The organism is Arthrobacter sp. P4_F10 (assembly GCF_056401435.1).
Genome location: NZ_JBFUJJ010000009.1, coordinates 34,289 through 55,090, shown reverse-complemented (window position 1 = coordinate 55,090; position 20,802 = coordinate 34,289). Strand labels below are relative to the sequence as shown.

Genomic DNA, 20,802 nt, shown 5'->3' with positions numbered 1-20,802 from the left:
GAGCTTCAGTCGTTTAAGGACCTCTGGTGCCCGGGGAGCCTCAGTCTTCTGGGGAGCGCAGCCTAGCCGGACACCAGCCCGAGCAGGCCCTTCACCAGGCCCTCGACCAGCCCCGTGCCCAGAGCCAGGGCTGCCGGGAAGTGCGCTTTGGCCACGGCCAGGCCGGCGCCAAACATCCCCACCATCGCATAGCCGCTCACCGGGATGAGGACGAACCATTCCCGCCGTGAGCCCGCCCGGCCCAGCAGCGGGATGGAGAACGCCCCGTTGGCCTTCCAGATGTTCTTGAGCAGCGGCAGTTTCCGCAGGACCTTCGGCGGCTTGATCACCAGCGGCCAGAGCAGCGGCACTCCCCCGGTGGTGATCATGTCCCCCACAATGTGCACCAGCACCCCGGTGAGCATCGAGACCGGCAGCCAGGTCCACTGGTGCGGCGCAAACCACGTCACGACTCCTGCCATGAGCAGCCCGAAGATCCAGTTGCTGATCCAGCCGTACTTGGGAAAGAGCTTCAGTGCCTTCACCGCGATGTTGATCATGAACATGCACAGCAGGCCGGCCCCGACGGACAGCAGCCCCCACTGGGTCTGCACCTGCCACTGCCCGGCGATCGTGGCCAGCAGCACGAAGAACGCCGCGCCCAGCACCGAGTGCGTGCCCTGCCGGTGGCCCCCGCTGACCTTCTCAATGCCGCGCGCCACCAGGTTGGACAGCGGCGGCAGCGCATGCGCCACAGTGCTGGCGCGGTGGTCCCAGTCGCAGACCAGCGCAGTCCCCGCCGTCGCCATGGCACCGATCACGATTCCCGCGGGATCCAGCGGGTACCAGCCAAGCGCATACGGGCCGGTCGAGGCAATGGCTACCCACGCCGCGGCTCCCGACGCGGCGTGATGTCCTCCCATCATTGTTCTATTTCACCGCTAACGGGGCGTCGGAGAAGATGTTGCGGATGACGCCGTTGGCCCACTCGAGGATCTCGGCGTCCTGCAGGTCCCGGCCGCCGATCCTGGCGGTCTTGGGCTTCGGGACAAGCACTGCGTCCAGGGCCGGCTTCGCCTGCGCGCCGGGGTACATCCGGGTGAGGCGCATGAGCTTGGACTCGGGCAGCTGCGCCGGGGAGAACTTGATGAAGTTGCCCTGCAGCGCGACGTCGGACAATCCGGCCTCGCGGGCGCCCACCCGGAACCGGGCGACGTCGATCAGGTTTGTCGCGGGCAGCGGCAGTTCGCCATAGCGGTCCACGAGCTCCGCGAGGACCTCATCGATCGCCTCGTAGGTGATGGCGCCGGCGAGTTTGCGGTAGGCCTCCAGGCGCAACCGCTCGCCCGGCACGTAGTCATGCGGCAGGTGCGCGTTGACCGGCAGTTCGATCTTCATTTCGGCGGCCTTCTCCTCGGCCTCGCCCCGGTATTCGGCCACGGCCTCGCCGACCAGCCGGATGTAGAGGTCGAAGCCGACGCCCTGGATGTGGCCGGACTGCTCGCCGCCGAGCAGGTTGCCGGCGCCGCGGATCTCCAGGTCCTTCATGGCCAGCTGCATGCCGGCGCCGAGCTCATTGTGCGTCGCGACGGCTTTGAGCCGTTCCAGCGCCACCTCGCCGAGCGGCTTTTCCGAAGGGTAGAGGAAGTAGGCGTAGGCGCGTTCGCGRCCGCGGCCCACACGTCCGCGCAGCTGGTGCAGCTGGGACAGGCCGTACTTGTCCGCGCCGTCCACGATCAGGGTGTTGGCGTTGGAGATGTCCAGGCCGGTCTCGATGATGGTGGTGCAGACGAGGACGTCGAAGCGCTTTTCCCAGAAGTCCACGATGATCTGTTCCAGCCGGCTCTCGGACATCTGCCCGTGCGCCACCTCCACCCGGGCCTCCGGGACGAGTTCGCGGATCTTCGCCGCGGTGCGGTCGATCGTGGACACCCGGTTGTGGACGAAGAACACCTGGCCTTCGCGCATCAGTTCGCGGCGGATCGCGGCGGAGGTCTGCTTGTCCGTGTACGGGCCCACGTAGGTCAGCACGGGGTGCCGCTCCTCTGGCGGGGTGGCCAGGGTGGAGGTTTCGCGGATGCCTGTCAGGGACATTTCCAGGGTCCGCGGAATCGGGGTGGCGCTCATGGCCAGGACGTCCACGTTGGTGCGCATCTTCTTCAGCGCCTCCTTGTGTTCGACGCCGAAGCGCTGCTCCTCGTCCACGATCACCAGGCCGAGGTCCTTGAAGCCGAAGTCCTTGGACAGCAGCCGGTGCGTGCCGATCACGACGTCCACGGAACCGCTCTTGACGCCGTCGGCGGTTTCCTTGGCCTCCTTGCCGCTCTGGAAGCGGGACAGAGGCTTGACGACGAGCGGGAACCCGGAAAACCGTTCGGTGAACGTCTCGTAGTGCTGCTGGGCGAGCAGGGTCGTGGGCACCAGCACGGCCACCTGCTTGCCATCCTGGACGGCCTTAAACGCAGCCCGGACCGCGATCTCGGTCTTTCCGTAGCCGACGTCGCCGGAGATCAGCCGGTCCATCGGGATCTCGCGCTCCATGTCGGCCTTGACCTCGTTGATGGTGGTCAGCTGGTCCGGGGTCTCCACGTACGGGAAGGCCTCCTCCAGTTCCCGCTGCCACGGGGTGTCCGGGCCGAAGGCGTAGCCGCGGGAAGCCATCCGGGCGGAGTAGAGCCGGATCAGCTCGCCGGCGATCTCCTTGACCGCCTTGCGGGCCTTGGACTTGGTGCTGGCCCAGTCCGCGCCGCCCATCTTGCTCAGCGCCGGAGTGTCCCCGCCCACGTACCGGGTGACCTGGTCCAGCTGGTCGGTGGGCACAAAGAGCCGGTCGCCGGGGGCTCCGCGCTTGGACGGGGCATATTCCAGCACCAGGTACTCGCGCACCCCGTCGCCTCCTCCGGCCACCCGACGCTGGATCAGCTCCACGAACCGGCCGATGCCGTGCTGTTCGTGCACCACCGAGTCCCCGGCCACGAGCTGGAGCGGGTCCACGGCGTTCCGCCGCTTGGACGGCATCCGGCGCATGTCCTTGGTGGACCCGGCGGAGGTCCGGCCCAGGAGGTCCGCCTCGGTCAGCAGCGCCAGCTTGAGCGGATCCAGGACAAAACCGCGGCCGACGGCGGCGGTGGTCACCTCGATCAGCCCGGCCTGCGGGTCCGCCTCGAGGGTGTCCACCCGGGCGCAGGGGATGTCGTTGTCGTGGAAGAGTTCCGCGAGGCGCTGCGCCGGGCCTGGACCCTCGGTGACCACGACGATCCGCCACTGGTCCCGGACGCGGGAGCCGATGAAGTCCATCATTTCCGCCACGTCGCCCTGGTAGCCGCGGGGTTCCCGGGCGTGCAGGTTCAGCACGTCGACGTCGGGCAGCAGCTCTTCGTCGCTGGCCAGCGAGGTGATGGACCACCAGGAGACGCCGTGCTCCAGTGCTGCGGTGCGGGTATCGGTCAGCGAGCGGAAGCTGGCCGAGTGCAGCGCTTCGGACGCCGCAGAGGCCAAAACAGTGTCCAGCGCCAGGGGCGCGGGGCCGCCGTCGGACGCCGTGGACCAGGCGGCCTCGAGGAATTCCTCGTTGGTCGCGGCGAGGTCGTGGGCCCGGGTGCGGACCTTCTCCGGTTCGATCACCACCGAGATGGAACCGGCCGGGAGCTGGTCCAGGAACGGCACCATGGCGTCCACCAGCACGGGAGCCAGCGATTCCATGCCCTCGACGGCGATGCCGCCGGCGATCTTCTCCAGCATGTCCGCGGCGGCCGGGAGCTGGGACTTCAGGGTGGCCGCGCGGGACATGACGGAGGGCGTGATCAGGATTTCGCGGCACGGCGGGGCATGGAGTTCGGTGGGATGGTGCAGGCCGGGCGCTGTCAGCGAGCGCTGGTCGGCGACGGCGAACCAGCGCATCTGGTCCACCTCGTCGCCAAAGAACTCGACCCGGATGGGGTGGTCCTCGGTGGGCGGGAAGACGTCCAGCATGCCGCCGCGGACGGCGAACTCGCCGCGGCGGGTGACCATGTCCACCCGGGCGTAGGCGGCGTCGGCGAGGCTTTTGACGACACTGCTGAAGGGGGCCTCCTGGCCGAGCTTCAGGGTCACGGGCACCAATTCACCCAGGCCTGCGACGATCGGCTGCACGACGGCGCGCACGGGGGCCACCACGACGCGCAGAGCACCGGCGGTGGACGATTCGGGGTGCGCGAGCCGCCGGAGCACGGACAACCGCCTGCCCACGGTGTCCGAGCGCGGGGAGAGCCGCTCATGCGGCAGGGTCTCCCAGCTGGGGAACTCGGCCACGGCGTCGGCGGGCAGGAAGGCGCGCAGGGCCTCGGTCAGGTCCTCGGCCTCGCGGCCGGTCGCGGTGACAGCCAGGACCACGGGCACCGGAGAGCCGGCCCCGGCAGAGCCGGTTTCGTTCGCCGCATGCGCCGTGAGTCCGTCCGCCATTTCGGCGAGCAATGTGGACCGCATTCCGGCCGGGGCGCTGATCTGGTAGTCCTCGCTGCGGGCGGCAAACCCGCGGGCGGCCTCGGCCTGGATCCGGGCGTAATTCCGGTCTTCGGCGAGGACACGGCGCAAACCGGTGAGAGAGGGGCCGTTGAGGCTCATAGCTGTTGCTCCTGATGTGATCACGGGGTGCAGGCAACACGAATAGCCGGAATTCGTGAGAATCCCGGGTCCTCCAAGCCTACCGCGGAGCCCCGGGCCAGACCGACGAGGCTAGGCTGGCGGGAGGAGCGGGTGGCCCATCCGAAGTGCCCTGGGCACCGAATCGCTTGGTAGGCCACCCGCCAACTGCTGGCTGACAAGGAGTCACCATGAACGGCACAACAGCAACCCCTGAACCCGCCCGAACGCCTGCTCCAGCCCCGCAGGCGGTCTCCGCCAAGGCCGCCTCCCCGAAAACCGTGCTGGTCACCGGGGCCACCGGCTACATCGGCGGGCGGCTGGTCCCCCGGCTCCTGGAAGCCGGGCACACGGTCAAAGTCGTGGTCCGCACGCCGGCCAAGATCGCCGGCGTGCCGTGGCTGGATGACGTCGAGGTGGTCCACAGCAGCCTCGACGACGGCGAGGCCCTGCGGGAGGCGCTCGGCGGCGTCGACGTCCTGTACTACCTGGTCCATTCCATGGCGGCGGGGGCCGGATTCGAAGCCAAGGAAAAGGCGATGGCCGGGACGGCGGCCCGGGCCGCAGCCGCGGCCGGAGTGGACCGGATTGTCTATCTCGGCGGCCTGCACCCGGCAGGGGCCGAGCTGTCCACCCACATGCGTTCCCGTGAGGCGGTGGGGAAAGTTTTCCTGGACAGCCCGGTGGACGCAGTGGTGTTCCAGGCCGGCGTCGTCATTGGCTCAGGCTCGGCGTCGTTCGAAATGATCCGGCATTTGTCTGAGACGCTCCCGCTCATGCCGGCACCGAGCTGGGTGCGCAACAAGATCGAGGCGATCGCCGTCCGCGATGTCCTGTACTACCTCGTGGCCGCGGCGTCGCTGGAAGGAACCATCAACCGGACGTTCGACATCGGCTGCCGCCAGGTGCTCAGCTATGCGGGAATGATGCAGGAGTACGCGGCCGAGGCGGGCCTGCCGCACCGGGTGGTTCTGGCGCTGCCGGTCCCTGCCCCCAAGCTGGCCGGCGTGTGGGTGGCGCTGACTACGCCGATCCCGCTCTCCATGTCCCTGCCGCTCGTGGAATCGCTCCAGCACGACGCCGTCGCCGGCGAGCACGACATCGATGCGTACATCCGGGTACCGGAAGTCGGCCTGACCCCCTACCGGCGGGCCGTGGCCCTCGCCCTGGGCAAGGAACGCGACGGTCAGGTGGAAACCACCTGGGCCAGTGCCGGTGTCGACGCCGATCCCCTGCCGAGCGACCCGGACTGGTCCGGCCACACGGTGTACGTGGACGAGCGCAGCTTCCCCAGCGACGTGGACCCGCGGCACGTTTGGACCGTCATCGAAGGAATCGGCGGCCGGAACGGCTGGTACTCCCTGCCGCTTGCCTGGCAGGTGCGCGGCTGGCTGGACAAGCTCACCGGCGGCGCGGGGCTGCTGCGGGGCCGCCGGCACCCGCACCTGCTGGCCGAGGGCGAGGTGGTGGACTGGTGGCGGGTCGAGCGGATCGACCGTGGCCGGCTGCTGCGTTTGCGGGCCGAAATGCGGGCCCCGGGCAGGGCCTGGCTCGAACTTTCCGTGGAGCCGGAGGGGGCGGGCAGCCGCTACCGCCAGCGCGCCATCTTCTTCCCCAAAGGCCTCAGCGGCCGTCTGTACTGGCTCGCCGTGCTGCCTTTTCACAGCGTCATATTTCCGGCCATGTCGCGGAATATCACTGCCGCCGCCCGGGACCTGGAAGACCTCGAATCGAAGCCTGCCGGGCACACGACGTAGGATGTTGGAGCCCGAAACGTCCACTTCCCTATCACGGAGGACCCCCCTATGGCCCTGAGTGCATCCACTACCGTTCCGCACAGCGTTGACCGTGTTACCGCGGTTTTCGTCAATGAAGACTTCCTGCGCCACACGAGCGAACTCGTCGGCGGCACCCTGGAATCCTTCGCCCTTGACGGAGACCCCGCCGGCGCGTTCAGCACCACCACTGTGCGGACCATCCCCACCACGCGGATGCCTGACATCGCGCGGAAATTTGTCGGCGAAAGCCTGAAAGTAACCCAGCTGGAGGACTGGGAGGCCCCCGCCGCCGACGGCTCGCGGCAGAGCAAGATCTCCCTCAAGGTCTCCGGCGCACCGCTGGACGTGAACGCTGTCCAGCGCCTCGTCTCCGACGGCGGCAGCACCCGGATCGAGCTTGAGGGCAACGTCACCTCCTCAGTGCCGTTCCTTGGCGGCAAGATCGCCGATGCAGCCGAACCGATGGTCGGCAAGGCCCTGAACATTCAGTCCCAGCAGGCCCAGGCCTGGCTCGAGAGCCACTAGCGCCGTGGAGTTGCCCGCGTTCCTCGCCGTCGTCCTGGTCATTGCCGGCGTCTGGTCCCTGGTGGTCTGGCCGCAGTTCCTGCGCCGGGTCATGAAGGACCCGCGCGCCCGTGACGCCGACGGCAAGGCCACGCGCTTCCTGACCGTCCACGTGGTCCTCGTCAGCATCTCCATGCTGCTCGGGGCCGCGACGGCGGCGATTGGCGTTGCCGGGCTGATCGGCTAGCATCCGGCACACCGGCGGTAATACGACCGCCGGTGTGCCGGATTTCCTGCTCTGGCGGCGTGCTGGCGGCTAGAATCGGCAAAAAGGTGGACCGCTGAAAGGGGACGCCGTTTGCTACCCCGTCGTGCGGCTATATGGGCACTGGGCGCCTATGTGCTTGCCCTTGGCCTTATTGCGCTCTGGCCCGTTCCCGTGGACCAGGGATCGTCCGATCTCCTGATGCGGGCGCTGCGGAAGCTGCACCGCTGGGGCGTCCCCGCCTCCTTCGACTACGGGGTGGTGGAACTGGCCGCCAACGTGCTCCTGTTCCTTCCCCTGGGCGCCCTGGTGGCCCGGATCCTGGGCGCACGGCTGTGGTGGGGCGGGGTTGCCGTCGGCTTCGTCGTCTCGGTCCTCATTGAGCTCGCCCAGCTTGTCTTCCTCCCGGCGCGCTTTCCCTCGGTCGCCGACGTCGCCGCGAACACGTTCGGTGCCATGGTCGGCGCCTTCGCGGCCCTGTTGCTCATGGCATTCCACGGCCGTGTACGAAACCCGGACCCGGCACGTACGCTGTGAACTATCCACGGCGAGAGGACACGGCAGCTATGCGGATCTCGGTTATCGGTTGCGGTTATCTCGGCGCGGTCCATGCGGCAGCCATGGCCAGCCTGGGGCACGACGTTGTCGGCATCGACCTGGACGGGCACAAGGTGGCGCAGCTGTCCCTTGGCACGGCCCCGTTCTACGAACCGGCGCTGGATGACCTCCTCGCGGAGCTGGCCCACTCGGGCCGGCTGCGGTTCACCACCGACATGGCGGCCGCCCGCGGCGCCGAGGTCCACTTCATCTGCGTCGGAACGCCACAAAAGCGCGGCGAAAACGGCGCGGACCTGCGTTACGTGGATGCCGCCGTCGCGTCCCTCGCGGCCCAGCTCTCCCCCGGCGACGTCGTCGCCGGGAAATCCACGGTGCCCGTGGGAACCGCCGCTCGGCTGGCCGACGTGCTGGCGGAGACGGAACCCGGCGCCACGCTGGTGTGGAATCCTGAATTCCTGCGCGAAGGCCACGCGGTGGCGGACACCCTGAACCCCGACCGGTTCGTCTACGGGACACCGGACGGCAACGAAGAACATCCCGCGGTGGCCGTCCTGGACCAGGTCTATGCGACGCCGCTCGCCGGCGGGACACCCCGGCTCGTGCTCGACTACGCCACGGCGGAACTGGTCAAGGCGGCCGCCAACTCGTTCCTCGCGACCAAAATATCCTTTATCAACGCCATGGCCGAGGTCTGCGAAGCCACCGGGGCCGACGTCACCCGGCTGGCTGATGCGATCGGGCTCGATGAGCGGATCGGACGGAAGTTCCTGAACGCGGGCATCGGATTCGGCGGCGGCTGCCTGCCCAAGGACATCCGGGCGTTCATGGCCCGCGCCGGTGAGCTGGGGGCGGACCAGGCGCTGACGTTCCTGCGGGAAGTGGATGCCATCAACATGCGGCGCCGGACCCGGGTGGTGGAACTGACGCGCGAACTGTGTGGCGGGTCCCTGCTGGGCCAGCGGATCGCCGTGCTGGGGGCGGCTTTCAAGCCCGAGAGCGACGACGTCCGGGACTCTCCCGCGCTCAGCGCCGCCGCGCAGCTGCAGCTGCAGGGCGCCGTGGTGACGGTCACGGACCCCCAGGCGCTGGCCAACGCCGCCAAGCGCTTCCCGGAGCTGCCGCTCGAGCCGGATCTGGACACGGCGCTGCACAGGGCCGACGCCGTGCTGCTGCTGACCGAGTGGCAGGCCTACCGGGAGCTTGATCCGCACGCGGCCAAGGCGCTCGTGTCCGCGCCCCGCATCCTGGACGGCCGCAACGTCCTGAATCCGGCGAAGTGGCGGGCCGCCGGTTGGATCTACAAGGGCCTGGGCCGGCCGTGACGAGGTGGGCTCAGGCTGCCAGCGCCTGGCCCAGGGCGTCTTCCGCGGCGACCCATGAGAGCATGGCGCACTTGACCCGGGCGGCATAACGGGACACGCCCTCAAACGCGGCGGCGTCACCCAGCACCTCCGGATCGGCCGGCACCTTGCCGCGCGAACGCAGCACTTCGCGGAAGCTGTCAATGACGGTGCGGAGCTCCCCGACCGTCATGCCCTCGGCGAGGTCCGTCAGGACGGACGCCGAGGCCATCGAGATTGAGCAGCCGTCGCCGTCCCAGCGCAGCTCGCTGACCTTCCCGCCGGCCACGGACACCCGGACCGTGATTTCGTCGCCGCAGGTCGGGTTCAGCTGGTGGGACTGGCCGCTGCTCGCGCCATTGGGTGCGTCCGCGGCGGCGAGGCCACTGCCGTGCCGGGCCTTGGCGTGTTCCAGGATGATCTGCTGGTAGAGCTGGTCAAGACTCATGGATGTCCGTCCTAGGCTTGGAAGTAGGCACGGACATCGGCGACCGCGTTCAGGAACGCGTCCACATCGTCCGTGGTGTTGTAGAGGTACGTGCTGGCGCGCGTCGTCGCCGTCAGTCCCAGCCTGCGGTGCAGTGGCTGGGCGCAGTGGTGACCGACCCGCACGGCGATGCCCCGGCTGTCCAGGAACTGGCCGACGTCGTGTGCGTGGACGCCCGCGACGTCGAACGCCGCCAGGCCAATCCGTTCCTGCCCCGCCGCGGGACCCAACACCCGGATTCCGGGGATGGATCCCAGGCCCTGCACCAGGCGCTGGCCGAGTTCGGCTTCCCAGGCGTGGATGCGGTCCATCCCGATTTCGCTGAGGTAGTTTACCGCCGCGGCGAGCGCCACCGCCTGCGAAATGCGCTGGGTGCCGGCCTCGAAGCGTTGCGGGCTCGGCAGGAAACCCGCCCGTTCCATCGTGACGGTGGTGATCATGGAGCCGCCGGTCAGGAACGGCGGCATCGCGTTCAGCAGCTCCGAGCGGCCATAGAGGGCGCCGATACCGGTGGGGGCGAGCATCTTGTGGCCGGAGAACACCGCGAAGTCGACGTCGAGGGCCTTGACATCCAGGGGCAGGTGCGGCGCGGACTGGCAGGCATCGAGCACCACGAGGGCCCCCGCGGACCGGGCCAGGGCAACCAGGGCGGCCACCGGGTTGATGGTGCCCAGGACGTTGGACGCGTGGGTGAACGCCAGGACGCGGGTGCGGGGGCCGACGAGGCCGGCGGCGGCCGCCAGGTCCAGGGCGCCGGCATCGTCGATCGGGATGAACTTCACGACAGCGCCGGTCCGGGCCGCCAGCTCCTGCCAGGGGATCAGGTTGGCGTGGTGTTCCATCTCCGTGACCACGATTTCGTCGCCCGGGGCCAGGGCGAACCGGGCCGCTTCGGGTCCGGCGCCGGGCAGGGACGCGTTGAGGAAGGAGTACGTGAGCAGGTTCAGGCCCTCCGTGGCGTTGGAGGTCCAGATGAGTTCATCCCACTCCGCGCCGACAAAGTCCGCCACTGTTTCCCGGGCGTTTTCGAAGGCCTCGGTGGCCTCGACGGCGAGGTGGTGGGCCCCGCGATGGACCGCGGAGTTCCGCTGCTCGTAGAATTCCTGCTCCGCCTCGAGCACGCTGAGCGGGTTCTGCGAGGTGGCCCCGGAGTCCAGGTAGACGAGGGGCCGGCCATTGACGTGCTGCTGCAGGATCGGGAAGTCGTTGCGGATCCTCAGAACCTCCTCGTTTCCGAGCACAGCGGCAGAGCGGCGGAGGTGGGCTGGGGTGGCAACCATGGCGGAGACTCCTGGATCGGCGTTCGCTGCGGCGTACCCCTGCCGGCCGGGCAGCCGGCGGCACGAAATACGTCACACAGATTAAACCTAATTATCCCACGTTCCCGCAGCCCTCCTGCGCGGCCACCGCGCGGACCCGCACACCGCGGAACTCGACGGGAGGTCCGGCGTCGTAATTCTTCCGCAGGGTCAGCCATGCCCCGCCGTAGCGGGTGTCTTCGGCGGAGACGTTAGCGCCGGAGGTGCCGCCCCCGTCCCGGCGGACGCTGATGTGCCACGGCCCCAGCGTCACCACGAACTTCATCCACTCCCCGGGCCGGGGCGCCGGGCTGCCGGACTCCGCGAGCCGGACCGGGGCCGCGGTGCCGGCGTCGTGCCGGTAGAGCGCCAGCGTGCCGTCCCCGGCGACGTCCAGGACATAGCCGGGAACTTTCAGGGCGGACCCCGGACGGTAGGGCGCGTCGGAGTCCTGGCCAAAGGCCACCCCCGCGCCCGGGCCTGCCCCAGGGAGTCCGGACGGCCAGCGCAGCTCGAACTCGATTTCCCAGTCCGGGGAATCAACCGCCCCCGCCAGGGAGCCCAGGACGTAGCCGGACTTGTCCGGGCTGGAGATGCTGAGGGCCCCGTCGGCAAACGCCGGCTGCCCATCCCAAACGGCGTCGGCAGCCCACGGCAGATCGCCGGTTCCCCGGCGGCCGGCGGAGAAGCCGTCTTCCCGGAGCGGTTCCTCCTGGTGCAGGACATAGCGGATGTTGGAGCAAATGAAGCCCCGCACACCCAGGTCCTGCAGGCGGGCGTGCTCGCTGCGACGGTGCAGCTCCCAAGCGAGCACCGGCTTGCCGGAGGCGACCATCTGGCGGATCATCGCCTCCGGCGCGTTGTGGTGGATGCCGAGCAGGTCCGCCCGCGGGATGAGCCCGGCCACCTTGTCCTGCTCCCGCGCCGTGAGGTAGCCGAAGGTGGTGTAACCCCTGGCCGCCGCGAGCTCATGCCCCCGCGACGCGGCCGGCTGCTTCCACACCACATGCTCCCGGGCCCCGGGATAGTTCTCCAGCAGGGCCAGGATTTCGTCGGCGTTGGTCCCGGGCTTGTCCTCAAGGAAGATCACGTGGCTGGCGGCGAACGCGTCCAGGACGTCGGTGAGGAGCGGGATGGGCTCCAGCGGCGTGGCCGGGCCGAGCCAGGCCCGGGCGTCATTGCGCAGCGGCTCCAGCGCGGCGTAGGGCGCCCGGGCGATGGTCAGGTCAATGCCGGTCAGCCGCTGCGTGTTCAGATCGTGGTGGCAGACCAGCACGCCGTCTTCGGTGGCGGAAACGGACACCTCGATCGCCTTCAGCCCCGCTGCCGCCGCCCCCTTGTAGGCGCGCATCGTGTGCTCTGGCCAGTTGTCCCCGGAGCCCCGGTGCGCGACGAAGAACGACGGCGCCTCGAGCAGGTCCGCGACCGTGAAAGGCCCTTTGTCCCCCGGCGCCGCGACCGCACCCGCCGTGACGAATTCCTTGGCCGCGGATGCCGCCGGGACGATCGGGGGCCGCGGCCGGGCCGTGGCCCCCGGCGCCGCGGAGTTTCCGGGGCACGAAGAGCAGCCTGCCACGCCCAGCACCGCCCCTGCTGCGGCGAGGCCCAGGAACTGCCGCCGCGCGATCACGGCGATCCTGCGCCCGGCAGATTCGCGGGGGTGAGGGCCGAATTCTTCACGGAGGCTTGGGCCGGGGTTTCGGCCGGGGCTTGACCAGTGGTTCCGGCCCGGGCGCGCGCGGGGGCTGTGGCGGGGACAGGCGGCGACGCCGCACGGCGGGCCTCGTCGGTTGCGATGACCACCATGGCCAGCACCGTCCAGACGACGATGCCGCCGGCGGAACGCGTGGCCAGGGAGCTGTATGTCTGTGGAATGACCAGCGCCATGATCCCGGCCAGCGCCAGGCCAGGGTAGCCGGTCCTCATGCCGCGGAGCACCAAGACTGCCATGGCACCGAAGTAGAGCACGGCGAACAGGAGGCCGAAGTCGATGCCGTACATCAGGATCGGATTCTCGAAGCTCGTTTGCAGCCCGGCCTGGACCGCCACCCGGTAGCTGGAGCCGATCCCCTGGCCGGCCACGGCGTAGTCGTTCCAGCGGCTGAGGAAGTACTCGAGGGCGATGCTGCGCGCCTCACTGGACCCGGTGTCGTTGGCAACCCGCGCCGCCACGCCGGCCACCAGCGGGGATTGCATGATGGCGGCGCCCACTCCCGTCATCACCAGGAGCATGGCCGTCTTGACCCAGACAGGCCGCCGGACAAAAAGCACCACCACCACGGTTGCCACGGCCAGGGCCACGAGTCCCACGCGGGACTGCGAAATCAGCACCGCCACGGCCATGAGTCCCAGCAGCCCGGCCTGCAGCCACTGACGTGACAGGCCTGCCACCAGTGGCGCCGCAACACTGACAACGAGGGACAGGGCGAGCGGCTGGTCCAACGTCCCCATCCAGCGCCCGGAGTTCCTGGCGAACCAGTACTGGGTCTCGAATCCTGCCTCATAGAACAGGACATTGCCGCTCAGCCACTGCGCGACAGCCACGGCACACGCGAGGGCAACGAGGCCCAGGAGCACGGTGCGCAGCAGCACCACGAGTCCGCCGCCGCGAACGGCTTCGGCGAGCAGCAGCAGGAAGAACAGCACCGGCACCACAATCTGGTCCACCAGCAGCACCATTCCACCGCCATTGCCGGACGTCGATGTGGCCAGGTACGCCGCCACGATGACCAGGCCAAGGACCAGGAACAGCAGGAAGTGACGGCCCAGGACAATCCTGACGCTGGCCGGATCGTGAAAGAGCCGGACCAGGAAGATGCAAAGCACCAGCCAGGTCGCGGGATGGACGGACACGGGGCCGGAGGACACTCCGGTGAGCGTCGCGGCCCCGATCGCCGGCACCAGCAGCCACAGCCCCAGCACCGCAGCCAGTGGCACCCTGGCGTGTTTGCGGCAGAGGAAAGCCGCCGCGAGGGACACTCCGATCCAGGCCGCCAGCTGCATTTAGGCCACCCGGCCGGACGTCACGATCCGGCCCGGAACAGCGACGCCGTCCACCCTCACCTCCGGCCGGCAGAGTGCTTGACCGGTGCCGGTTCCGCGGGCACCGCCGGGGGCGTCACCTTGGCTCGTCGGATCGGCCTGCGGAGCCATGCCCGGGGCTGCTTGCGCCCTTCGGACAGTCGGAGCGGAAGGGCGTTCAGCACAGCGCCCGCCACTGTGACCTTGACCAGATCCAGGTTCCGCAAGGACGCGCCCAGCAGTTCGCGCGTCACGCTCCGGTACCGGACCACCAGCACTGTGAAGTCCGCTTGCACGGCCAGCAAGGCCGCGTCGCTGAACGGCTGCATGGCTGGCGCGTCGAGGATGACGCGGCTGTAGCTGCCCCGCATCTCGCCGAGCGCGGCCGTCATGGCCCGGCTTGCCAGAAGTTCTGTGGGGTTCTCGGGAACAGAGCCGGCAGCCACAATGTGCAGCCGGTCGCTCGCCGTTTTTTGGATGACACCGTTCAGTCCGGCCCGGCCGGCGAGGACGTCGGTCAGGCCCATTGTGTTGCCAAATTTGAGTTCCGACGCCAGCCTCGGGCGCCGGAGGTCCGTTTCCACCAGCAGGACTTTCTCCCCCGCGTCGGCCCAGGCCCGGGCCAGCATGAGTGCCACGGTGGTCTTGCCCTCCCCTGCCCGCGCCGAGGAAATGAGCACGACGCCGGAGGCCGGCAGTGCGGGCAGATGGTCCACGTTGGTGCGGAGCCGGCGTGCCGCCTCATCGAGCAGCGAGGCCGCGCGGCGATCCAGGATGCCGGAGAACTTGCGTGCGTCTGCGCTGACCGGGACGCGGGCCAGCAGCGGCAGCCCGGACGCGGCTTCGACATCTTCGGGGGTCCGGAGCGTGTGGTCCGCCATCCGGCGGGCGACCGCGATGGCGATGCCGGCGCCGAGGCCAAGCAGCGCGCCCAGACCAAGGTTCAACGAAAGTCGGGGGGACACCGGATCCGTGTCGTCCGTGGGTCCCGCCACCACGTTCAGGACGGTCTGCCCGCCGCCGCTCTGGGTCCGGCCGGCTTCAACGTCAGCCAGGGCCGTGTTGAGGCCGGAGACGATCTCGCGGGCGATCCCGAGAGCTTTGGCCTGGTCCGGCATGCTCACGACGACCGTCAACATCATGGTGTCCTGGTCCGCCGAGGCGCTGACGCTCTGCGCGATGTCCGCTGCCGACAGGCCGGTGGAACTGCTGCTGACGAGCTTTTCCACAAACTTGTCGCTCTTGACCAGGCTCGCGTAGGAGGCGATGCGTCCCCGCGACAGTTCGAGGGACTGCAGGGACGACTGTCCCGTTGCCGGCGGCGACACGACGTAGAACTTGACGGCGCTTTGATACACCGGCGTTGCCGTCGATGTCACGCCCCAGGCGACTCCGACGCCCGCCAGCAGGCACACGAGCACTATCAGCCAGCTCCGCGCAATTGCGCGTCCGTACTCAGACAGTTCCAAGCGAACCCCCCATGCGGCCACCACGCCGTGCCTGCAGCGGCACGGTCCTTCATGGTCCCTTGACGCCCCATTATTGACTGCGACCGCGCCGTGCGGAAGCTTTTTGGTTCTGTGTCTTTGCGGCCGGTCCCGGCGCTCAGGCCTCCCGGTGGCGCAACGAAGGTTGCTATGCCGGCGGACCGACCTGGCTTAGGGCCTGAATCCTAGCCAAATTCCGGCACCGGCCGTAGTCTTTCCCTAATCAGGACGGACCGTCAGGTCCAGCAACAGTTTGGGCGTCAAGTCCTTGGAAACAGGACTTGGACTCAGGTCCTGACGGCAGGTCTCAGCAACAGGTCTCAGTGGCGGGGTCCCAGCAACGGGCCCCGGGGCCAGGCCCCGGTGGCCGGACCGGTGTTCCTGCGTCAGCAGCGGCCCCGGTCCTTTGTTCAGGGTTGCCTTCCGCCGCGGTACCGGATCGAGGGGGCACGATGAAGACTAACGGGGAGCAATTCTCGGTACTAGTGGCGCACCCCAGCGCGGACCTCTACGGCTCCGACCGGGTGCTGCTGGAAACCATTGACGGGTTGCACCGCAGCGGCGCGCGCGTCCTGGTGGCCTTGCCGTCGCCGGGGCCGCTCGTGGCAGAACTCAAGCGCCGGGGCGCCGCGGTCATTCTGTCGCCGACGCCGGTGCTGCGCAAGAGCCTGCTGACGGCACCTGGACTGGCGAAACTCGCGGCCGCGTCTGTATACGGGCTGCTCCGCAGCATAGGTGTGATCCGGGGCGCGCGCCCGGACGTCATTCTGGCAAACACCATCACTGTCCCACTGTGGACGGCCGCGGGACGGCTGACGGGGGTCCCGGTGGTCACCCACGTCCATGAGGCGGAGGCCAACGCCCCCCGGGCTCTCCGCGCGGCCCTGGCCCTGCCGCTGCTGCTCTCAAGCGGGATCCTGACGAACAGCCAGTTCAGCTCCGACACACTGGCCTCCGCGCTGCCGGCGCTCCATGGCCGCCCGAGAGTGCTCTACAACGGCGTCCCCGGGCCGGACGCGCCGGTACCGCCACGGCCGGACCTCCAAGGCGGGCTCCGGATCCTGTACGTCGGACGGCTGTCCCACCGCAAGGGCGTGGATGTGGCCATCGACGCGCTGCTGCGGCTCCGCAGCGACGGCGTGCCGGCCAGCCTGTCCGTGGTGGGGGCGGTCTTCCCCGGCTACGAGGACTACGAGGCCGGCCTCCGCAGCCAGGTCCAGGCCCATGGTGCCGAAGACCACGTCACGTTCCGCGCCCCCCGCGGCCCTCGCCCGCCTCGCCGGCCAATGGCACCACTACCAGTCCAGTGCAAGGCTCGACGCCGCCGAAGCCGGCCGCAGGCACAGTCCGGAACGCTACGGGACCCTCATGACCGGGCATCTGGCGCAGGCTGCGGGCAGGCTTTTGTGAACGGCAGCCCTGCCCCCCGTGCGGCCTCCGTACCGGCCGCACCAGCCAAAACGGCGCGAGGCGTCCGGTGGAGCTTCGGGGCAGTGCTGGCCCGGCAGGGATTCCAAATGCTCTGCGCCGTGGTTCTGGCCCGCCTCCTGGGGCCGCAGAGCTATGGAGTCATCGCGGCGGCCACCGTGTAYATCAACCTGGTGGCGCTGCTGTTGGACCAGGGCCTCTCCGCGGCGCTCGTCCAGCGGCCGGACGTGACCCGCCGCCTGGCAGGTGCCACAGCCATGCTAAACATCCTGGTGGCGGCCCTACTCGCGGTGGTGACCTGGTGCGCCGCTCCCTGGATTGCGCAGTTCTTCGGCGTGGCTGAGCTTGAGCCGATCCTTAGGCTGCTGGCTCTGGCGATCCCAGTCAAAGCCCTGGCCATCACACCGCGGGCCATGCTGTCCCGGAACCTGGCCCTCCACAGGGTCGGCGCAGCGGACATTGCGGCGGCAGCCGCGGGCAGCGCGGCCGGGATCGGCGCTGCGCTTGCCGGCGCCGGACCGTGGTCCATGGTCTACCAGGTGGTCGCCACTGACGTCGTCTGCAGCGCGTTGTTGCTGGCAGCGAGCCGGGGTCCCGTCCCCAATTTTGCCTTCCGGACCATCGCGCCGCTGTTCCGATTCAGCTTCAGCGTCTTTGCCACCGACTGTCTGGCCTACTTCTCCCGGAACCTGGACAACATCCTCGTGGGCCGGGTGCTCGGCGTCGCCGCACTCTCCCTTTACGGGATGGCCTACCGTATCCTCGTCATCCCGGTCCAGTTGATTGGCCAGACCGTCAACCGGGTCATGTTTCCCGCGTTTTCCCGCGCGGCCGGCAGCCCGGAGACAGTGGCCGCAATCCTTGTCTCCGCGACGAGGCTGCTGGCGATCTCCGCTGTTCCGCTGATGGTCTTTGTGGCATGCGCCGCCCCCGAGCTCGTGGGCCTGGTTCTGGGCCCCGAGTGGCTGCCCGCGGCCGGGCTGGTAAGTGTGCTCGCCATCGGGGGCGCACGCGAAACCGTTTTCTACGTCACGCCCTCCCTGATGAAGGGTCTGGGGCAGAGCGGGTTGATCGTGAGGTACGAGATCCTGGCCGCCGTTGTGCAGGTTGGCGGTATCGTGATCGGACTCCAGTTCGGCGTCTTCGGCGTCGCCGTCGGATACTGCGCTGCCGGCTTTATCCTCACGCCCGTGCTCCTGCGCATCCAGTCCCGGCTGACAGGTGTGACGACGATGTCCCAGCTGGCGGCAATCTTCCCCGCTGTCCACGCCGCAGCCTGGGGTGCGGCCGGATACGGGGCGCTGTCCCTGGCCACCGCACACGGCCCGTGGCACCTGTTCGGCGGGCTGGGGCTCTTTGCAGCCCTCACCCTCGCCGCGCTGCGGGTTTTCCACCGGCGCATGCTCTCGGGCTATCTCGAACAGGCGCGGGCATTCATTGGACGGCCTGCCCCGCGGCAAGCCCCTACAACGACAAGAGGTCAGAATGACTGACATCACACACCCCAGCGTTCGCCCCTCGGGCGACGAACTCGCCGTCAGAATCCCGGCGGACGGCCTCGTCGTTGCGGTGCTGACCTACCGCCGGCCCGATGACATCGCCCTGGCGCTGCCGCGGCTGGCGGCCCAGGCCGGTACAGTCCTGGTCTCACCGGGACAGGGAGGCCCAGACGGGCCCGAAAATCCGCAGGCCACCGTGCTCGTGATCGACAACGACCCCGAGGCGAGCGCCCGCCCCACCGTGGAACGGCTCGCCGGCACTCTCCGGCCGGGGCTGGTCCGGTACGTCCACGAGCCGAAGCCCGGCATCGCGGCGGCGCGGAACCGCGCCCTGCACGAGGCGGCATCAAGCGCGCTGCTCGTCTTCATCGACGACGACGAAGTGCCCTCGGAGCAGTGGCTGGCGCAGCTGGTGGGCCTGCAGCGCTCCAGCGGCGCCGCCGCCGTCGTGGGTCCGGTCATCAGCGAATACGAACACGCGCCGGAGCCCTGGATCGAGGCCGGCAGGTTCTTCCACCGCCGCAGGCTCCCCACCGGGACCCGGCTGGACGTGGCGGCGACGAATAACCTGCTCCTGGACCTGCGGCAGGTCCGCGCCTTGCGGCTCGCGTTTGATGAACGCTTCGGTCTCAGCGGAGGATCGGACACGCTGTTCACCCGGCAACTCGTCCAGCGCGGCGGATCCATGCTGTGGTGCGATGAGGCCGTGGTGGTGGACCGGGTTCCGGCCTCGCGGCTCACCCGCAGGTGGGTCTTGCGCCGCGCCCTTCGCAGCGGGAACTCCGCGGCGCGTGTCGACCTGGAACTCGCCGCAGGCATGGCGGCCCGGCTGGGGGCCAGGGGCGCTTCCCTGGGATCCGGATCAGTCCGGTTCGTCGGCGGGTCGGCGCGCCTGGCAGCGGGACTCATCAGCGGCTCAGTGCGGCAACAGGCGCAGGGAATGCGGGCCGCCGCCCGGGGCCTGGGTATGGCATCCGGCGCCTTTGGCTATGTTTACAGCGAGTACCGCCGAGAATAGTTTTGCTGCAGTTCACCGTCTCTGAGGCGTCGCCGCGGCAGGTTGGATACGAGGGGAATTTTGCAGCTAATACAAGCGACACGCCCGGGCGCGATCAAGCTGATATTCGACACGCCCCGTCGTTACCAATTTGCAACCTGCCGGGCACCTCGACTAGCGTGTCTGCACAGAAGCCGGGGTCGGGGAACGCCTCCCGGGAAGTCAGTCGCAAGGGCCACGGGTCCGCCCACGCCTCGCCCAGGTCTCAGTCACCTGGGCCTCAAGAACACAACTTGCGCTGACCATGCACCAAGCAACATACCGGCGCGGTCTCCACGCCGCCGGCAGACAGGCCCCGCGCGGGCCTCCCGCCAGTTCCGCTATGTCCTTGCGATTCCCCGTGCCCGGAGAGTAAGACAAAAGAGGTTTGACACTATGGCCATTGGCACGAAGAAAGTCCAGCGCAAGAACGTCCGCGCAACGTATGCCGCGGGCGCTGCGGCAGTGACAATCACTGCCCTCGCCCTGTCCGCGGCACCGGCCGTCCAGGCTGCGCCCGCAATGGCGCCCGCAGCGCTGACGGTTGGGTCCTACAAGCCGAGCGCGTCCACCACCGGTGTTCCGGCCGGAACGGCCCTGAAGCCGTACAACACCTCGGGTGCGGACCTCGTCATCACCAGGGACGGCACGGTCCTGGACGGGCTGGACATCTATGGCGACATCAAGGTCCGGGCCAAGAACGTGGTCATCAAGAACAGCCGGCTGCACGGCGGCAAGGCGATCCCGAGGTCCAACACCGGCGTCGTCGACGCCAACAACGCCGCCGTGGTCAACCTGGTGGTCCAGGACAGCACGATCGTCCCGGACAGGCCGTCCTACTACCGCGACGGCATCGTCGGCCACGACTACACCGCGCGGCGGAACCACATCCAGCGCTCCAACGATGGCCTGGGCATTTTCAACCGCCCGGGCGGCCCGGTGACTGCCAACGTCACGGCCGAAGCCAACTACATCCACGGGCTGACCTACTGGTCCTACGACCCTGCCCACAGCGACGGCACGCACAATGACGGCATCCAGGTCCAGGGCGGCCAGAACATCCGCATCGTCGGCAACAACATCGTGGCCAACTCCACGCCGGGCACCGGCAGCGCGCCGAACCCGCGCGGCACCCACGCGGGCATAGGCATCATGCTGCAGCAGAACGTTGCCAAGCTCGCCAACGTAGTGGTCGACAAGAACTGGGTGGATGACGGCCAATCGTCCATCAATATCGACAACGGCAAGTACTCGAACATCACGGTCACGGTCTCGAACAACAAGCTCGGCCGCAACCAGTTCGATTTCGGCAACGGCTCGAAGTACCCCGTCCGGGTTATCAACCGCGCCGCCAGTACCGTGGCCGGCCTGACCACCAGCAACCGCTGGGCCGACACCCAGGCCCTGCTGGTGGAAGGCAAGACCGGCGGCATCCGCTACAACTACTAGGATCCATGAGCGGGTCCTGACGGGCCGGATCCGGATAAGATCCGGCCCGTTTT

15 protein-coding genes are annotated in these 20,802 nt (G+C 68.9%); 8 read left to right on the top strand and 7 right to left on the bottom strand.

Features of this window, described 5'->3' with window-relative positions; translation table 11 throughout:
- Positions 1–62: 62 nt before the first annotated feature.
- Both AC1DR1_RS11750 and mfd read right to left on the bottom strand, forming a co-directional pair.
- Positions 63–905, bottom strand: coding sequence for a metal-dependent hydrolase (locus AC1DR1_RS11750; RefSeq protein ID WP_229993215.1), 843 nt, complete (start codon positions 903–905; stop codon positions 63–65).
- A 4-nt stretch (positions 906–909) separates the two neighbouring features.
- Complete coding sequence (gene mfd / locus AC1DR1_RS11745) at positions 910–4,581, bottom strand: transcription-repair coupling factor (protein ID WP_229993214.1); 3,672 nt, start codon at positions 4,579–4,581, stop codon at positions 910–912.
- 209 nt (positions 4,582–4,790) lie between these two features.
- Between mfd and AC1DR1_RS11740 the strand changes: the two genes are divergently transcribed.
- The 5 genes from AC1DR1_RS11740 (at position 4,791) to AC1DR1_RS11720 (ending at position 9,026) form a co-directional block, all read left to right on the top strand.
- Positions 4,791–6,356, top strand: a complete 1,566-nt coding sequence (locus AC1DR1_RS11740) for an SDR family oxidoreductase (RefSeq protein WP_229993213.1) — start codon at positions 4,791–4,793, stop codon at positions 6,354–6,356.
- A gap of 48 nt (positions 6,357–6,404) precedes the next feature.
- On the top strand, positions 6,405–6,902 hold the full coding sequence (locus AC1DR1_RS11735; RefSeq protein ID WP_229993212.1) for a DUF2505 domain-containing protein: 498 nt from the start codon (positions 6,405–6,407) through the stop codon (positions 6,900–6,902).
- 4 nt (positions 6,903–6,906) lie between these two features.
- Entirely contained in the window at positions 6,907–7,128 is a 222-nt protein-coding gene (locus AC1DR1_RS11730; protein WP_229993211.1) for an SCO4848 family membrane protein, read from the top strand.
- 153 nt (positions 7,129–7,281) lie between these two features.
- Complete coding sequence (locus AC1DR1_RS11725) at positions 7,282–7,683, top strand: VanZ family protein (RefSeq protein WP_229993210.1); 402 nt, start codon at positions 7,282–7,284, stop codon at positions 7,681–7,683.
- A gap of 29 nt (positions 7,684–7,712) precedes the next feature.
- Positions 7,713–9,026: a UDP-glucose dehydrogenase family protein gene (locus AC1DR1_RS11720; RefSeq protein WP_229993209.1), complete on the top strand. Its 1,314-nt coding sequence runs from the start codon at positions 7,713–7,715 to the stop codon at positions 9,024–9,026.
- Positions 9,027–9,036: 10 nt separating this feature from the next.
- Here the strand turns inward: AC1DR1_RS11720 and sufU are convergent, their stop codons facing one another.
- From sufU to AC1DR1_RS11695, 5 genes are all read right to left on the bottom strand, one after another.
- A complete protein-coding gene (gene sufU, locus AC1DR1_RS11715) occupies positions 9,037–9,492 on the bottom strand; it encodes a Fe-S cluster assembly sulfur transfer protein SufU (RefSeq protein WP_229993208.1) in 456 nt (151 codons plus the stop codon).
- 11 nt (positions 9,493–9,503) lie between these two features.
- A complete protein-coding gene (locus tag AC1DR1_RS11710; RefSeq protein WP_229993207.1) occupies positions 9,504–10,811 on the bottom strand; it encodes an aminotransferase class V-fold PLP-dependent enzyme in 1,308 nt (435 codons plus the stop codon).
- A 91-nt stretch (positions 10,812–10,902) separates the two neighbouring features.
- A complete protein-coding gene (locus AC1DR1_RS11705) occupies positions 10,903–12,459 on the bottom strand; it encodes a glycerophosphodiester phosphodiesterase (protein ID WP_364747273.1) in 1,557 nt (518 codons plus the stop codon).
- Positions 12,456–13,832 (bottom strand): hypothetical protein, encoded by a 1,377-nt coding sequence (locus AC1DR1_RS11700; RefSeq protein WP_229993205.1) that lies wholly within the window; start codon positions 13,830–13,832, stop codon positions 12,456–12,458. The genes AC1DR1_RS11705 and AC1DR1_RS11700 overlap by 4 nt, the downstream gene beginning before the upstream one ends.
- 56 nt (positions 13,833–13,888) lie before the next feature.
- A complete protein-coding gene (locus tag AC1DR1_RS11695; RefSeq protein ID WP_229993204.1) occupies positions 13,889–15,319 on the bottom strand; it encodes a tyrosine-protein kinase domain-containing protein in 1,431 nt (476 codons plus the stop codon).
- 470 nt (positions 15,320–15,789) lie between these two features.
- Here AC1DR1_RS11695 and AC1DR1_RS11690 point away from each other — a divergent pair, with 470 nt between their 5' ends.
- From AC1DR1_RS11690 to AC1DR1_RS11680, 3 genes are all read left to right on the top strand, one after another.
- Complete coding sequence (locus AC1DR1_RS11690; protein WP_476992624.1) at positions 15,790–18,258, top strand: oligosaccharide flippase family protein; 2,469 nt, start codon at positions 15,790–15,792, stop codon at positions 18,256–18,258.
- Positions 18,251–19,282, top strand: coding sequence for a glycosyltransferase family 2 protein (locus tag AC1DR1_RS11685; protein WP_229993201.1), 1,032 nt, complete (start codon positions 18,251–18,253; stop codon positions 19,280–19,282). The genes AC1DR1_RS11690 and AC1DR1_RS11685 overlap by 8 nt, the downstream gene beginning before the upstream one ends.
- Before the next feature lie 414 nt (positions 19,283–19,696).
- A complete protein-coding gene (locus tag AC1DR1_RS11680) occupies positions 19,697–20,749 on the top strand; it encodes a hypothetical protein (protein WP_229993200.1) in 1,053 nt (350 codons plus the stop codon).
- The last annotated feature ends 53 nt before the right edge of the window (positions 20,750–20,802 follow it).

What these genes read in the sequence shown, in the direction of transcription:
- AC1DR1_RS11750 (WP_229993215.1), bottom strand. Translation starts at nt 905, where the DNA reads ATGATGGGAGGACATCACGCCGCGTCGGGAGCCGCGGCGTGGGTAGCC.
- AC1DR1_RS11740 (WP_229993213.1), top strand. Translation starts at nt 4,791, where the DNA reads ATGAACGGCACAACAGCAACCCCTGAACCCGCCCGAACGCCTGCTCCA.
- AC1DR1_RS11735 (WP_229993212.1), top strand. Translation starts at nt 6,405, where the DNA reads ATGGCCCTGAGTGCATCCACTACCGTTCCGCACAGCGTTGACCGTGTT.
- AC1DR1_RS11720 (WP_229993209.1), top strand. Translation starts at nt 7,713, where the DNA reads ATGCGGATCTCGGTTATCGGTTGCGGTTATCTCGGCGCGGTCCATGCG.
- sufU (WP_229993208.1), bottom strand. Translation starts at nt 9,492, where the DNA reads ATGAGTCTTGACCAGCTCTACCAGCAGATCATCCTGGAACACGCCAAG.
- AC1DR1_RS11710 (WP_229993207.1), bottom strand. Translation starts at nt 10,811, where the DNA reads ATGGTTGCCACCCCAGCCCACCTCCGCCGCTCTGCCGCTGTGCTCGGA.
- AC1DR1_RS11700 (WP_229993205.1), bottom strand. Translation starts at nt 13,832, where the DNA reads ATGCAGCTGGCGGCCTGGATCGGAGTGTCCCTCGCGGCGGCTTTCCTC.
- AC1DR1_RS11685 (WP_229993201.1), top strand. Translation starts at nt 18,251, where the DNA reads ATGACTGACATCACACACCCCAGCGTTCGCCCCTCGGGCGACGAACTC.
- AC1DR1_RS11680 (WP_229993200.1), top strand. Translation starts at nt 19,697, where the DNA reads ATGGCCATTGGCACGAAGAAAGTCCAGCGCAAGAACGTCCGCGCAACG.